Origin of the sequence: Marinoscillum luteum (assembly GCF_044005705.1) — a bacterium.
Classification (GTDB): domain Bacteria; phylum Bacteroidota; class Bacteroidia; order Cytophagales; family Cyclobacteriaceae; genus Marinoscillum; species Marinoscillum luteum.
The window spans coordinates 249,449-264,787 of the sequence record NZ_JBIPKE010000013.1 but is presented as its reverse complement, the minus strand read 5'-3'; the positions used below and the strand labels follow the sequence as shown (position 1 = coordinate 264,787).

At 47.5% G+C, this 15,339-nt stretch carries 15 protein-coding genes; 10 read left to right on the top strand and 5 right to left on the bottom strand.

Annotated features, from left to right (window positions below; genetic code table 11):
* Positions 1-668: 668 nt before the first annotated feature.
* The 6 genes from ACHKAR_RS06040 to ACHKAR_RS06015 all read left to right on the top strand — a co-directional run bounded on the left by ACHKAR_RS06040 (position 669) and on the right by ACHKAR_RS06015 (position 7,314).
* Positions 669-1,088 carry a helix-turn-helix domain-containing protein gene (locus ACHKAR_RS06040; protein WP_395416589.1) on the top strand — a complete coding sequence of 140 codons (420 nt, stop codon included), beginning with the start codon at positions 669-671 and terminating at the stop codon, positions 1,086-1,088.
* 136 nt (positions 1,089-1,224) lie between these two features.
* Positions 1,225-1,971, top strand: a complete 747-nt coding sequence (locus tag ACHKAR_RS06035; RefSeq protein ID WP_395416588.1) for a helix-turn-helix domain-containing protein — start codon at positions 1,225-1,227, stop codon at positions 1,969-1,971.
* A 76-nt stretch (positions 1,972-2,047) separates the two neighbouring features.
* The gene (era, locus tag ACHKAR_RS06030; protein ID WP_159580561.1) at positions 2,048-2,932 is read left to right on the top strand and encodes a GTPase Era; all 885 of its coding nucleotides are present in this window, start codon (positions 2,048-2,050) and stop codon (positions 2,930-2,932) included.
* A 124-nt stretch (positions 2,933-3,056) separates the two neighbouring features.
* Entirely contained in the window at positions 3,057-5,123 is a 2,067-nt protein-coding gene (locus ACHKAR_RS06025; RefSeq protein WP_395416587.1) for an ATP-binding protein, read from the top strand.
* A 92-nt stretch (positions 5,124-5,215) separates the two neighbouring features.
* Positions 5,216-6,526, top strand: coding sequence for a ribosome biogenesis GTPase Der (gene der / locus ACHKAR_RS06020; protein ID WP_159580565.1), 1,311 nt, complete (start codon positions 5,216-5,218; stop codon positions 6,524-6,526).
* A gap of 119 nt (positions 6,527-6,645) precedes the next feature.
* Entirely contained in the window at positions 6,646-7,314 is a 669-nt protein-coding gene (locus ACHKAR_RS06015) for an FRG domain-containing protein (protein ID WP_395416586.1), read from the top strand.
* A gap of 3 nt (positions 7,315-7,317) precedes the next feature.
* On the opposite strand, the gene gloA2 is transcribed toward ACHKAR_RS06015, so the two are convergent.
* Positions 7,318-7,713, bottom strand: a complete 396-nt coding sequence (gloA2, locus tag ACHKAR_RS06010) for an SMU1112c/YaeR family gloxylase I-like metalloprotein (RefSeq protein ID WP_395416585.1) — start codon at positions 7,711-7,713, stop codon at positions 7,318-7,320.
* A gap of 5 nt (positions 7,714-7,718) precedes the next feature.
* Positions 7,719-9,071 (bottom strand): DEAD/DEAH box helicase, encoded by a 1,353-nt coding sequence (locus tag ACHKAR_RS06005; protein WP_395416584.1) that lies wholly within the window; start codon positions 9,069-9,071, stop codon positions 7,719-7,721.
* Positions 9,072-9,233: 162 nt separating this feature from the next.
* Between ACHKAR_RS06005 and ACHKAR_RS06000 the strand changes: the two genes are divergently transcribed.
* The 3 genes from ACHKAR_RS06000 to ACHKAR_RS05990 are packed head-to-tail and all read left to right on the top strand — an operon-like array spanning position 9,234 to position 12,217.
* A complete protein-coding gene (locus ACHKAR_RS06000; protein WP_395416583.1) occupies positions 9,234-9,929 on the top strand; it encodes a 3'-5' exonuclease in 696 nt (231 codons plus the stop codon).
* Positions 9,926-11,827, top strand: a complete 1,902-nt coding sequence (locus tag ACHKAR_RS05995; RefSeq protein ID WP_395416582.1) for a DUF294 nucleotidyltransferase-like domain-containing protein — start codon at positions 9,926-9,928, stop codon at positions 11,825-11,827. Before ACHKAR_RS06000 ends, ACHKAR_RS05995 begins: the two co-directional genes overlap by 4 nt.
* 3 nt (positions 11,828-11,830) lie before the next feature.
* Positions 11,831-12,217 (top strand): VOC family protein, encoded by a 387-nt coding sequence (locus ACHKAR_RS05990; RefSeq protein ID WP_395416581.1) that lies wholly within the window; start codon positions 11,831-11,833, stop codon positions 12,215-12,217.
* Positions 12,218-12,653: 436 nt separating this feature from the next.
* On the opposite strand, the gene ACHKAR_RS05985 is transcribed toward ACHKAR_RS05990, so the two are convergent.
* A complete protein-coding gene (locus tag ACHKAR_RS05985) occupies positions 12,654-12,776 on the bottom strand; it encodes a hypothetical protein (protein ID WP_395416580.1) in 123 nt (40 codons plus the stop codon).
* A 219-nt stretch (positions 12,777-12,995) separates the two neighbouring features.
* Between ACHKAR_RS05985 and ACHKAR_RS05980 the strand changes: the two genes are divergently transcribed.
* On the top strand, positions 12,996-13,379 hold the full coding sequence (locus tag ACHKAR_RS05980) for an Imm63 family immunity protein (RefSeq protein WP_395416579.1): 384 nt from the start codon (positions 12,996-12,998) through the stop codon (positions 13,377-13,379).
* 62 nt (positions 13,380-13,441) lie between these two features.
* On the opposite strand, the gene bioA is transcribed toward ACHKAR_RS05980, so the two are convergent.
* Complete coding sequence (gene bioA, locus ACHKAR_RS05975) at positions 13,442-14,713, bottom strand: adenosylmethionine--8-amino-7-oxononanoate transaminase (RefSeq protein WP_395416578.1); 1,272 nt, start codon at positions 14,711-14,713, stop codon at positions 13,442-13,444.
* Positions 14,701-15,309, bottom strand: a complete 609-nt coding sequence (gene bioD, locus ACHKAR_RS05970) for a dethiobiotin synthase (protein WP_395416577.1) — start codon at positions 15,307-15,309, stop codon at positions 14,701-14,703. The genes bioA and bioD overlap by 13 nt, the downstream gene beginning before the upstream one ends.
* Positions 15,310-15,339 lie beyond the last annotated feature (30 nt).

Sequence of the window (15,339 nt, the reverse complement as noted above, 5' to 3'; positions counted from 1 at the left end):
TGCATTAAAGATGGATGGTGAAGTTGTGATCTGATACCTTATATACCTCAATCTAGTTGATTGGCCACTTACCCTTCATTTTCTTTGCTTGCCCAAAGAAAACGAAGCAAAAGAAAAGGCACCAACGCAAAAAATCATTTTGACTCATTGAGGTTGGTTTTTTTTGAGGAATTGTTGGAGTCAAAACGATTCACACTTGCCTTGGATGCCCCACCCGCCTTTGTGTCCTTACTTTCCTGAATTCACGGCACATTAATTCGGTTTTGCAAAATACAACTGATGCAGTGTTACCCCACACAAATATTGTTTAAACAACTCTGGTGCAGAAAATGGGCATCTGGAAATGATATTATGCAGACACCCCACGGGCTTAATGATGATCCGAAACCATGCTGAAACCGGGAGTATTTAGATTATATGAAAATAGGTGCGGGAGAGTACTGATTGAAAAGACCGCTTCCTACTACAAAAGCAGCCTTTTCAAAACAGTATAATATAAAGAGGTATAGCGAAATAAGGGTTTTACCATCTGAAGTAATTGTAAAAAAGACGTGTAACCCCAAATTGTAAAAAAGCGTTTGGGTAAGCGGTCTAAATAAAATTTACTTTGCCATAAAATCGATATGGAATTTTTTATTCTGTCTTTTATTATTTTAAGCATAGCATATATGGCGTGGAGGAGATGGAGCGGTGCTTCGAAACCACCAGCCTCCAGGGCAAGTGAGGAGGACCTTTTGATAAAAGAAGAATCCTTTAACCGCATAAACAAATGGATCATTTCTGAGAAGAAATATCTTAATCCAGACATCAAGTTGGATACGGTAGCCAGAGGAGTCCACCTTTCAGAAAAGCAGGTATCCAGCTCCATCAATACCATCGCCTGTCAAAACTTTAACTCCTATATCAATAAGCTCAGAATTAAGGAAGCCCAGGCATTGCTGTTGGATCAGGCCTATGGGCACTTCACCATAGATGCCGTGGCAGAGATGGTGGGTTTTTCCAACAAGGTGTCATTTTACAAAGCCTTCAAAAAAGTGACTGGAAAATCCCCTACCGATTACAGAAGGTCCCCAAACCAGTATCATTAAACAAACCCTTACTCCGGCCAAAGCCAATTTGTAAACATTACCGAATATTTACTAAACCATCGGGTTTGTTTACATACCCACACTCAAAAACATAAGTGAAACACGAGGGACTACGTGTCTAATGGCAAAAAAAGCCATGCTAAGTACAAAGTCCCAACCAGAATTTGAAGAGGTAGTAGTAGGCACCAAAAGCTACATCTTTGAGAATGGCATAGATGAACTCATGTTTATGCCCGATAATTATGTAGAGGTGCTCTACAATTTAGGTGCTCCTATCACCCGAAAGTTGATTGGATCCATACGCTCCGTCGTGATCAACACTGGCGATCTGGTGCTCTCCACTTGTCGCAGTAAGGGCATGTCTCTGAGCTCCGAAAGCTTGAACTTTCTATGTGCCAAGGTGAGGCCCGAATACACGATGCTCTTGTATCCCAAAGACGTCCCTCTGGAGCGTGATGCGGTGATCACGCTGGGGGTACCCAGGCTGGAAAACCTCGCACACTTCCAGGATCACCTGGATCGTCTGTTAGAGGGCATCAATGATTTTGAGCCTAGTTTTATCGTGGAAGAGGCCGTACGGATCATCCAGTCTACAAATGGTGAGGTAAAAATCAAAGACATCAATGATCAGCTGAGCGTCAGCAAATCCTTTCTGGAGCAACGTTTTGCTCAGGAAATAGGCCTATCTCCCAAGGAATTTGGGAAAATTGAGAAAATGAAGCACTTCCTGGAAAACTACCGACAATATCAGGACAGCATGACCCTCACTCAGCTCACTTTTAAGTCGGGGTACTATGATCAGTCACATCTGATCAAGGACTTTCGGTATTTTATGGATTCCAAGCCGAGAGATTTTATCAAAGCCTACCATCACATACTGTGAGCCGGAACATATTTTCACAGAGAAAACAGGCATTCCGACCACAGGGTATCCGGTTTTTGGCGAAATTGCACCCGATATGACAGAAGCCAAGCCATTCAAATCGGGATTTGTGACCATTATGGGGAAACCCAATGTGGGTAAGTCCACCCTCATGAATCAGCTCACAGGGGAGCGCATTTCCATCGTTAGCAACCGGGCGCAAACCACCCGCCATCGCATCTTTGGGATCGTCACCACACCTGAGTATCAGATTGTGTACTCCGATACCCCCGGCACGCTGGACCCGAGCTACAAGTTGCAGGAACGAATGATGGGCTTCGTGAAAAAATCGCTGGAAGATGCCGACGTAATCCTTTTCATGGTGGAGCTGGGTGAAAAAAACGATCACCAGGAATGGATAGACATGGCCAGACGCACAGAAATACCCATGCTTTTTGTGATTAACAAAACGGATCTTGGCAAAGGATCACAGGTAGAAGATAAAGTCACTTACTGGAAAGAACAACTCGACTGGGCGGAACCTATGACAGTATCCGCCGTGACTGGTGAGGGCGTAGACCTCCTCCAGCAGACCATCGTCAGTCACTTACCGGAGCACCCCCCCTATTTCCCTGAAGATGAGATGACCGACAAGTCTGAGCGGTTTATCACTGCGGAGATCGTGAGAGAGAAAATCTTTCTGCAGTACAAGCAGGAAATCCCCTACAGCTCAGAAGTGGTGGTGACTTCTTTCAAGGAAGAAGAGAAAATCATCCGGATCGCTGCTGAAATATTTGTGGAGCGCGACAGTCAAAAGGGCATCATCATCGGCAAGAAGGGCGAATCCATCAAAAACCTGGGTATCGCCGCCCGGCAGGAGCTTGAGTCTTTTTTTGGCAAACAGATCCACCTGGAAACCTTTGTGAAAGTGGAAAAAGACTGGCGCAAGGACGATTCCAAATTGAAACGGTTTGGCTACTAAGCCACTAAAACCATTTAACTGACATTTCTTAGGGTTTAACGAGCAATTCTATACCCCTCGACTAAAAAGCGTCTTCATACATAGCAGAAGGAAGTAACATTACCTGAATGTAAATGGCACTTCCATGAACTTGAACGCTATTATTACTTTTCTCTTTTTTCTGGCGGCTCTGCCCCTCGGTGCTACCGAAGATCCCATTAGCATCCAGGGCGACATTGCCACCTGCGCTATACAACAGCCTTCCCAGGCTTCTATCAGTATAGGACAGTACTTTGGAGGTTTGTTAGACACCAGCAGATGGCCAGCCAGATGGACCTGTGGAGATTGGAATGAAACCGAGGGTTGGGTATACATCATTTCGGATATCACCATTTTTCTCTCTTACTTTTCTATCCCGATCATGCTGCTCTGGTATGTCAGAGAGAAACCACTTGGACACTTAAGGTGGATTGTCTTACTTTTTGTGGCCTTTATAGGGCTATGTGGTATTACTCACCTACTAGATGCCACCCTTTTCTGGGAGCCCGTCTACCGCCTCAGCGGATTCACCAAGCTTCTGACCGGACTAGTCTCTATGGCCACTGCAGTGGTACTAGGCTTTGTCATTCCCTCTGCGCTCAAGTTTAAGAGCCCAAAAGAAATGCAGGAGGAAATAAACGAGCGAAGGAAACTCCAGGAAATCTTCGAAATCTTCGTCAAATACTCTCCAGGCGCCACAGCCATGCTAGACAGCGACCTGGAATTTATGATGGTCAATGACAACTGGTACAGAGATTATAAGCTTGAAGGAGCTGACATTACCGGACTGTCATTCAACGCAGTTTTTCCCAATGTGGATACAGATGATAAATGGACAAACGCATTAACCGCAGCGCTAACGGGTCAAGTTACAGAAAGTGAAAGGGCTGAGCTCAAGTATAATGGAGAAACAATCTACCTGAAGTGGCGAACCCAACCGTGGCGCTTGAGCAATGGGAATGTTGGTGGGGTTTTTCTTTTTACCGAAATCATCACCGAGAATGTACGCTTAGAGAAAGAGCTGTTCCAAAAAAATAAGCAAGCTCAAAAACAAGCACAAACCATGCTGAGTATGTCTGAAGTAGCTCAGATCGGAACCTGGGAATTTGACCTGATCAATAACACTATTGAATGGAGTGATGTAGTTTATGATATTCATGAAATAGAACGTGGCGAAAACATTGACCTTACCAAAGGAATCAACTTCTACCACAACGACTTCAGAAATATCATTACCAAAGCCCTGGATAACGCCATTCAACATCATGAGCCCTACGATCTGGAATTAACTCTGATCACTGCCAAACAAAACGTCATATGGGTGAGAGCCATTGGACAACCAGTGGTAAAAAACGGTAAAGTCATTGCTCTCAGAGGCCTATTTCAAAACATCGATACCAAAAAGAAAGCCGAGCTGATCCTGGCCAACATGAATGTCCTCCTGGAAAAAAAGGTAGTGCAACGGACCAGTGAGCTGGAAAATGTGAATCGCGAGTTGGAAGCGTTTACTTATACCGTATCTCATGACCTCAGAGCACCACTAAGAGCGATCAACAGTTTTTCTGAGGCGCTCATTGAAGACTATGGTGAGCTGATCCCTGAAAATGGAGTAAGATACCTCTCGAGAATCACCAGAAACAGTGTCAAAATGGGTCAACTCATAGATGACCTGCTGGAATACAGCCGTGTAACCAGAATCACCGGAGGCTATGAAACCATCAACGTACAGAAGATTGTTTCCGAAATTGTGGAAGACACTTTCACCAATTCGTCCTCACACATCAAGATCAAACCGCTCCCATCCGTCCAGGGAATCCAATCGCTTGTTCGTCAGGTCTTTCAAAACATCATTTCCAACGCCATCAAATACAGCAATAATGAAGATCAGCCCACCATTGTCCTCGAAGGACAAACAATGGGAAATGAGGTAGTATTCAGTATCTCAGATAATGGGGTAGGGTTTGATACTAAATATAGTGAAAAGCTCTACGGCATGTTTGAACGCCTTCATACAGATGATCAATTCGAAGGCACAGGAGTTGGGCTGGCTTTATGCAAAAAAATCATGGACCGACACCATGGACGGATCTGGGCTGTGAGCTCAGAAGGAAAGGGATCTACTTTCTACCTGGCATTCCCTGTCAATGTTTCGGACAAGCCAACAGAAGTGTAACTTCACACTCCTAACATGCCATCATAACTTAATAAAATCCCCTTCAACCAAATAAGTGTTCCTTAACCTTAAAAAGTCTACCTTTGCGGTTTATGGCAAATATTGTAGCAATTGTAGGCCGACCCAATGTCGGCAAATCCACCCTCTTTAACCGACTCATCGAACGCAGACAGGCCATCATGGACAATGAGTCCGGAGTGACCAGAGATCGTCATTATGGGTATTCTGAATGGAATGGTAAGTCATTTACCGTCATAGATACAGGTGGGTATGTGGAAGGTTCGGATGATATCTTTGAAGGAGCCATTCGCACACAGGTGAAGGAGGCCCTGCAGGAGGCCAATGTCATTCTGTTCATGGTGGATTGCATTACCGGCCTTCACGGATTGGATCAGGACTTTGCCAATGTAGTACGTGAGGTAGGCAAGCCCGTCATCATTGTGGCCAACAAAGCCGACAACACAGAAAAATCATACGCTGCCAACGAATTTTACGCATTGGGTCTGACCGATTCCATTTATGCCGTTTCGTCGGTCAGTGGATCAGGCACAGGAGACCTGCTGGATGAAACAGTCTCTCACTTCGCAGAGGAAGTGGAAGATGAGGAGAAAGATGAAGTACCCAGAATTGCCATCGTGGGTCGCCCCAATGTGGGCAAATCCTCTTTCCTGAATGCCCTGCTGGGTAAAGACAGAACCATCGTTACCAACATCGCCGGTACCACACGAGATGCCATCGATAGCCGGTATAACCTGTTTGGCAAGGACTTTATCCTGACTGATACTGCCGGGATTCGAAAAAAAGCCAAAGTAAAAGAAGACATAGAGTTCTACTCTGTACTCCGCGCCATACAGGCCCTGCAAGACTCTGACGTATGTATCGTCATGCTGGACGCCGAAAACGGACTGGAAGCACAGGATATGAACATCATCGGACTGGCACACAAATACCGCAAGGGATCCATTATCATGGTAAACAAGTGGGATTTGTATGAAAAGGATACCAAGTCTGCCGATGAGTACAAGAAACACATTGCTGAAAAACTGGGGCCTTTGGGCTATATCCCGGTGGTATTCACCAGTGTCATCAATAAGCAGCGAATCTTCAAAGCCATAGAACTGGCCCTGAAAGTTGCTGAGAATAAAAACAAACGGATCAGCACCTCGGTACTCAATGCCAAAATGCTGAAAGAAATAGAGAATTATCCGCCACCATCTGTCCGTGGCAAACACATTCACATCAAGTACATCACGCAGCTGCCCACCAAGACACCTGCTTTCGCATTCTTCTGCAATCACCCTAAAGACATCACCGAGTCTTACGAGCGTTTCCTGATCAACAAGCTCAGGTCACATTTTGATTTTGAAGGGGTGCCGATCAAAGCGATCATCAAGCAGAAGTAAGCAGGAAGGTTCTCCAGGACAACTTCAGTATAAATCATCGAGCGATTTCGTGAGGGAACTTTGTGTTCCCTCACGAATCCGCTATTTTAGACGTTTTACCAACCAACCGTAAGCCGTCTATGAAGTCCACCACCGTCTCCAGCTTTGAGGAGCTCCTCAAGGAATTCGAAAAGGAAAAAGAAGGTCAAAACATTGTCTTCAGGGGTGTTGCCAACAGCTCCTACCAGCTCCTCACCTCTCTGGGCAGATGTGAGCCAGTCAACGGCAAATCACTTGAGCAACTGGAAAAACGACTGATCAAACTCTTCAAAGAATCATCCGTGCCTTACCTGGAGCATAAGCCTGCCAATGAGATGGAATGGTTGGCCATTGCCCAACACTTCGGGCTCCCTACCCGCCTGCTGGACTGGAGCTATAACCCACTGGTGGCCACTTACTTTGCCATAGAATCTAACCCCTCGGAAGATGCTGCCATCTATATCCTGTCTGGATGCAGCACCATCCAGGATCCACAGGCATTCAAGCCACTCACCATTGACAAAGTCTACAAATATCGGCCGCCCTACATCTCTGCCAGGATCCAAAATCAGGCCGGGCTCTTCACGGTTCACCCGCATCCCGATCAGGCTTTTGAACACGACAAGCTGCGCAGGGTCATCATCCCCAAAGGAATCAAAGGAGTTATTAAAAAGACGCTGTTTAAATACGGGATCAACCAGCGGCTGATCTACCCGGGACTCGAGGGTGTGTCGCGTGATCTTAAATGGCTGGAGACCAAGATCTACTGATTGCTAGTTGGCCACTTCATATAGCTCAATCGGCAACTGATCCGGATCTTCGAAAAACGTAAACCGGCGACCAGTGCTTTCATCTATCCGAATGGGTTCGGTCTCCACTCCTTTGGCCTTCAACGCCTTCACCATCTCCGTGATATCCGCCACCTCAAAAGCCACGTGCCGCAGGCCCACGGCTTCCGGACGAGAAACACGAGCGGGAGGCTCCGGAAAAGAAAATAACTCGATCACATAGTGGCCATTCAGCGCCAGGTCAAGCTTGTAGGACTTACGCGCTTCCCGGTAGACTTCCCTGATAATCTCCAACCCCAGCACCTCAGTATAGAAGTGCTTAGATCGCTGATAATCTGAGCAGATAATGGCGATGTGGTGCACACTTTTCAGCCCTGCCATTTTCACTATCTTTTCCCCTTACCTTTTTGATTTTTGTCCCCACGGGTTCTTGGCTTCTTATATTTCTTACCCACTTCCCTGCGGTAAGAGCCTCCCAGGTTGGTTTTTCGGTTTTTGGCCTTTTTCTCATGAAATGCAGGGCCTGGTGCATCCGGGTCAGGCACCTTGTGGTGGGCATTGATTTCTTTGTTCTTCGGTCGCTCCTCCGGAGCCAGCTCTGTGGACACCTCCACTTCCTCAGGAAACTCAAGCCTTGGAATCTCATAGGCCATGAGGTATTCGATGGCCTCTCTGAAAGGTGTTTCTTTTTCTGTACAAAACAGGATCGTTTTGCCCTCTTCCTCAGCTCTACCTGTACGACCGATCCTGTGGATATAATTTTCCGGATAAGCGGGTGTGTCAAAGTTGATCACGTGAGAAACCTTCGCCATATCCAGTCCCCGGGCCATCACATCTGTGGCCACCAGTATTCGGTTCTTACCTTCATCAAACTGTCTGATGGAGCGAATCCGGTAGTTCTGGCTCTTATTGGAGTGAATGATGCAGGTCTCCGAACCATAGATGCCTTCCATGGCCATAAAGAGGCGATCGGCACTTTTCTTATTGGAAACAAATACGAGCACCTTGTGGAAAGTCTCCCTGTCTCTGAGCAAATGCAGCAGCAGGTTTACTTTGGTATAAAAGTTCTTCACAGGGTAGTACTCCTGGGAAATATTGTCCAGTGGTGTACCACTCACCGCTATGGAGATTTTAACGGGTGCACTGAAGAAATCATTGATCAGCACTTCCACATCCTCGGTCATGGTGGCAGAAAACATAATATTCTGTCTGCGCTCGGGCAGCAGCTCCATGATATTGGTGAGCTGAAAGCGAAAGCCCAGATCGAGCATCACATCCACTTCATCAATCACCAGTTTTTTCACTTCCTTCAGCTGGAGTGCACGACTCAGCACCAGATCATACAGACGACCGGGAGTAGCCACCACAATATCCGCTCCCTGTAGCGCGGTGATCTTCTGGGTGTTGATGTTGGTGCCCCCGTAGACGCCTAGCACCCGCACACTCATATAGGCAGCCATCTGCTCTATTTGATCCACCACCTGTAGCACCAACTCTCTGGTAGGTACCAGCACCAGTACTCGTGGGTTTACCTGCTCAGAAAACTTAAGATCCTTGAGGATCGGCAGCATATAGGCCAGGGTTTTACCTGTACCTGTCTGGGCGATCCCGATAATGTCCTTGCCGGAAAGAATCACCGGGTATGCCTGCTCCTGTATGGGGGTAGGCCTCTCGAACCCCAGATCGTCAATGGCTTGACGCAAAGGCTTTGAGAGGTTCAAAATTTCAAATGTATTCATGAAGGGGAAATGGATTCGCTGCAAAAGTAGGGTATATATCTTTATAAATACCCGATCAAAGAGCCTAGCTCCACCTCCCGCGCTTTAATCGAGCAAAATAGCAGATGAGTGACCCCTATACCTTTGCGATCTGGCCCTGCGGCAGTAACTTTCCACCCTGCCATGCAAGAATACCTTCTCTTTGTAGATACTGAGACCTCCGGCATCCCGCACTCACTGAAATCCCCCATTTCGGAGCTGGATAAATGGCCTTTTATCCTCCAGCTGGCCTGGGCGGTGTATGATAGGTCTGGTCAGCTAGTCAAACAGGAAAATCATTTCATCTACGAAGACGACATCTCCATCCGTCCGTCAGCCATTGAGATCCATGGAATCACGCTGGAAGAACTAAAAGAAAAAGGCGAAGACCGCAAAGCGGTGATGCGGCAGTTCACCAAGGACCTGCGACAGTTCAAGCCACTACTGATTGGCCATTTCATGGAGTTTGATGGCAAGATGCTACAAGTGGCACTCCTCCGCTCGGGGATGAAAAACATCATAACCCGCTACCCGATGTTTTGCACCATGAAAGCCACCACAGAGTATGCTCGCCATACAGACCACAACTACCCGAAACTGGACGAACTTTATCTGAAACTCTTTGGCAAGCGGATGGAGCATCAGCACGATGCGGCTGCAGATGTGGTCGCCACTGCGGAATGTTTTTGGGTGCTCTACCATAAGGGGGAACTCACCGAGAAAATTCTGGCCGCACAGCCAATTTACACCCAAATGAAAAGCAAGGCCAAAGCCAAAATGGGCTGCGGATTGCCGGTTTTCGTTTTGATCATTGCAAGCATCCTTTTATGGTTTCTATGAGCGACAAGTTATCTTTTCTGAAAAACACCCACCCATTTGAGCTACTGCCAGATGATGCGCTTTCGCACCTGGCAGATGCCCTTGAGGAAATCGAATTTGGTCAATCTGGCATTATCCATGAGCAGCACAAAACCAAAGTGGATGGACTGGAAATCATCGTAATGGGCCAGTATGAAACCTATTTTTACAACAGTGAGGGTAAGAAGGAAGCCAGCAGCAACCTGGGGCCGGGTGATACCTATGGGGCTTTTTCCATCCTCCTGAACAAAGGAAAATCCATCAAGACCGTTTTTGCTGCTAAGAAAACCAAAATCTACCGGGTGCCTGCCGCCACCTTCAGAACCCTCTGCAAGGAGCATGATGCCTTCTACCAGTCCTTTGTCACCCTTTTCGGCAAGGAAATGCTCAATGATGCTTTTGCCAACTTCGTCACCCGACCTTCTTATGACCTGGACACACTCACGTTCGATCGTTACTTCATCGGGCGAATGGACAGTGTAAACACCCGCCCCATTGTGAGTTGTGGGCGTGGCACACCGGTACATGAAGCCGCTAAGCTTATGGAAGCCAATAAACTCAGCTGCCTCTTCGTGCGGGATGGTGATGACTTTATCGGGTATGTGACGGATATACTCCTTCGAAACAAGATCATTGCGGCGCAGCGAGATGCAAATACCCCCGTGGAGGAGATCATGGAAGGCCCTATTTACCGAATATCACGGGAGGCTTATATCTATGAAGCCATCCTCATGATGTTTAACCATAAAATTCGTTACCTCATCGTGGAGGATCATGGCCAGGAGACGGGGGTGATCAGCCGAAGCAAGCTCCTCTCCGACCAGGCGCAATCACCTTTTGTATTTATCCAGTCGGTGCGGCTGGCCATGTCCGTGGACGAACTCAAAGCCAAGTGGGCTGAAGTGCCCGAGGTGGTCTACAACCTCCTGACACGGGGAGTAAAATCAGAGCTGGCCAACCAGATCATTACCAACATCTCCGACACCATCGCTCAGAAGGTCATCGAGGGTGTGATTGGCGAAATAGGCCCTCCGCCAGCCAAATTTGTCTTCATGGCACTGGGCAGCGAAGGCCGCATGGAGCAGACTCTCAAGACCGACCAGGACAATGCCATCATCTATGAGGACAAAGCCAACGAGTTCAGGGAGATCACGAGAACCTACTTTCTTCATTTTGCGGAGTTGGTCTCCGAGCGACTCAACCACATCGGCTTTGTGTTTTGTACCGGCGGACTCATGGCCAAAAACCCCAAGTGGACCCACTCGCTCTCCCACTGGAAAAGAAATTACAACGAATGGATTGAAAACCCCGACTCACAGTCGGTGATGAATTTCTCCACCTTTTTTGACTGCCGGTTTATCTATGGTGAAGAGTCGCTGGTGAAGGAGCTACAGGCACACATCCTGCAAAAGCTGGAGGACCCCGGCACTTACTTTTTCACACAGCTGGCCACTAACGCCCTGCAGTACGAACCGCCCCTCACCTTTTTCCGAGGGATCAAAACCATCGAAAAGGACGACCAGCAAGTGTTTAACATCAAGCGGTCTATGACGCCCATCGTGGACCTGGTGCGGGTATACGCCCTGAAGCACAAAATCCTCAAAACCAATACCGGCGAACGGCTCTCTGCTCTGCGGGATCAGAAGGTATTTACCGAGGAAGCCTACCACGAGCTGATGCAGTCGTACTACTACATGATGGGCATGCGCCTGAGGTATCAGGCCCGGCAGATCATGAACGACCACACCGAGCCCCACAACTACGTTAGTCCCGGTAGTCTCACCAAAATAGAGGTGGTGACCTTAAAGGCTATTTTCAAGGTGATAGAAAACTTCCAGCAAGGCATCAAAATCAACTTTACCAGAAACTTATTCGGATAACCTATGCAGCAACTTGTACAACTGGCCCTGGTGGTGGCAGACTATGATGAGGCCATTGCCTTCTACACCCAAACGCTCCGCTTTGAACTGATAGAAGACACGAAAATGAGCGAAACCAAGCGCTGGGTGGTGGTGGCCCCGCCCGGCAACACTGGCTGCAGACTCCTGCTGGCCAAGGGTGTGGGTGACGAGCAGCTCAGCCGCGTGGGCAACCAGACCGGGGGTCGGGTGTTTCTCTTTATCCACACCGATGATTTTGAGGGAGACTATGAAAACCTGAAAGCCAAAGGCGTGAAGATCGTACGCGGACCTGTGGACGAGCCCTACGGCCGGGTGCTGGTCTTTGAGGACCTGTATGGCAATTTGATTGATTTGATCCAGCCGGCATAGGCTTGGGTGTCAAGCTGCGCAAACACCACCTCTTCAAGGTGGAAAAAATAGTGCTTGACTCATAATGGTTATTGTAGTAGTTTACGGCCATGTAATCCTCCAAGGATTAATTACCACAAAGACTATGAAAGACAAATTTCACATCTGTGAGTTCGATGTTGATGCTCTTCAGGAGGCACAAGATTGGTTAAATCGAAAAGCTGAGCATGGTTATAATCTAAGGGACATATTCTACTACGTAAATAAAGACGGAACGGCCAGAGTAAGATATACCTTAGAAAATAAGACTAGTTAAAGCGTAGTAGGCTCAAGAAAACAGTACATCAACACAGTCATATCCCTAGATTGGAGTTCCCAACAAGCATAATAAGGCTGGCGAGTGAGACACCTTGCCTAGAGGATTGAAATTCCAGGTTGAATCTCCTTTATTTTATAATTAAGTCGCCCCAAATGAGATTCCCGCATACGCGGCAATGACTGTACTGTCCGTCATTGCGAGTAACCCGATGCCTATCGGGGCGAAGCAATCCTCCGCCAGTTCTCCTATGGTATAGGCCATAAGCCGACATGCGTTGGCTTTGTCACAAAGGAGTGTGATTGTCGCACAATGAGAAGGCCCGGCGAGCTCCCGTCTCCCCGACTTTCGAGATCAGACAATCCACCGAAACATTCGACCCTTGCCAATATTTCGCTCAGGTGTACAATGAAAAAGTGGAAGAAAGTAAACAGAGATCATTCAAAATGGCATAAATTTCAGAACAAGACATTAGGCAGTTTTATGACGATTGAAGAAGTACAGAATGAGATGAGACGTATGGCGCAGCTCATAGGTGCCAAATCTGATCAGCTCCCAACCGTTTGCCGACTCCAGGGTGGCGGTCGCCCTAACATCAATATCTCCGATGATGGTCTGCTTTCATATGAAGCTTATGAGCGTGGCCTGCAGGTATTCTGCTATACCTTCACCGATCTGGAAGAATTAATGTACCATACCTTCAAGCATGTTGTACCCGCCATGGCATCAGCCCATGCCATGGAAATGGACCCCTCTGGTCAGGACTTTCATAAGCACTTTTTGAGCAAGAAAATCGAACTGATGAGTAAGATAAAACCTGAATGGGGCCAACGAGTGGAAGACGAATACAATCAGGCACCCTACTAACGAGGCTAGCCTCAAACGCCCTCAACACTCTGAATGGAATTAACGCTGAAAGTCTCCTGCAATCATAGCTCTAGCAGAAAAACATCAATCGCCTTGTACAGCCTTTGTAGCTCCTGATCGGTAATAATATAGGGTGGCAGAATATAGATTACATTTCCCAAAGGCCTCAGCAGCAAGTCCCTGCCCATAAAGAAATCATAAATTTTCTCCTTCAGGTTACTCGTGTAGCCAGCGTCATCAGCATGTAGCTCAATCGCCAGAATGGTACCACAATGACGAATTTCTTTGACTTTGTCATGAAATCGAAATTGATCCAGGTAGGCCTGATGTTGCTCGGTGATGCGCTGTATATCCTGCTGACACTTTTTCCCGAGCAGCAGCTTCATACTTGCATTGGCCACTGCACAGGCCAGTGGATTAGCGGTATACGAATGACCATGAAAAAAGGCTTTGGTACGATCTTCCACATCAAAGGCTTTCACGATTCGCTCATTGACTGCCGTGATTCCCATGGGTAAATAGCCCCCGGTGATGCCTTTGGAGAGACAAAACAAGTCCGGATCATTTCTAAGATGGTCGCAGGCAAACATTTTACCCGTGCGACCAAAGCCGGTCATCACTTCGTCCGCTATGCACACCACCTCCTTGCTTCGTGCAATATCGATGAGTTTATCCAGTACCTCGGCTGCATACATTTGCATGCCTGCAGCCCCCTGCACCAAAGGTTCGAATATGAAAGCGGCCGTCTCCTCCGTGACCAGTTCCTTCATTCTGGCTATGGCCTCTGCCCCATCGCCCTTTGGAAAAGGAACGAAATCAACCTCGAACAATAATTCATTGAAAGGAGCAGAAAACAAGTTTCGCTCCGCTACCGACATGCTGCCAAATGTGTCTCCGTGATAGGCACCCTCCAATGCGATGATTTTCTTGCGTGGCTTTCCCTGATTGTGCCAATACTGCACCGCGAGCTTGATGGCCACCTCCACAGAGGTGCTCCCGTTATCAGAAAAAAAGATCTTGTCAATAGATTTGGGGAGTACCCGTTTGAGTGTTTTGGAAAGATCCACCGCAGGTTTGTGTGTGAATCCCGCGAAAATCACATGCTCCAGCCGGGCAGCCTGCCTGCTCAGGGCTTTGTTGATTCGCTTATGGCTATGACCGTGGATGTTCACCCACCACGAGGATACCGCATCCATGATCTTACGACCATCCTGGGTGTACAGATATACGCCCTTAGCCTTTTTGATCCCGATCGGCTTATTTCCTGCCAGGGGAGAAAATGGATGCCAAATATTCTTACGGTCTGCCTTTTCAAAATTATTCAATCCCAACATGCGCTTAGCTTTTCGGCGTATTTCTTTACAATCTCTTTATTAATTACGGGTTCTTGAGGTACTTTCAGCAACTGCCTATACCCAGTCTTGAGCAGAATGATTCTTTCGCTCTCCTCATTGCTCGGACCATTGAAAATGATTCCTTTCACGCCATAACCGCGGCTTTTGATAACTTCAGCCGTTAGCAGGGTATGGTTGATGCTCCCCAGGTACAGGTTGGACACCAACACGATTTCTGCATTCAGTTTCGGCACCATATCCAGGATCACCTCCTCATCATTGAGGGGTACCATCACCCCACCTGCACCTTCAATGATCAAATTACGATTGGAAATGGGAGGTACTATCTGGTCAATGGTGATCTCTACCCCATCGATGCGGGCAGCAGCATGTGGTGAGGCCGGGGTTTTTAAGAGGAAGGTCTCCTTGTAAAATTTACTTTGCTCATTGGTGACCAGCGCTCTGACCGTTTCAGTGTCTCTGGGCGCTCCCGACTGGACGGGCTTCCAGTAGTCGGCATGTAGCATCTCCGTCAGTATGGCACTCACCAGTGTTTTTCCACTATCCGTCCCTATGGCGGTCACAAAGTAGTTCATGAAGCGAAGTTAATATGCAAGTCCTAATAT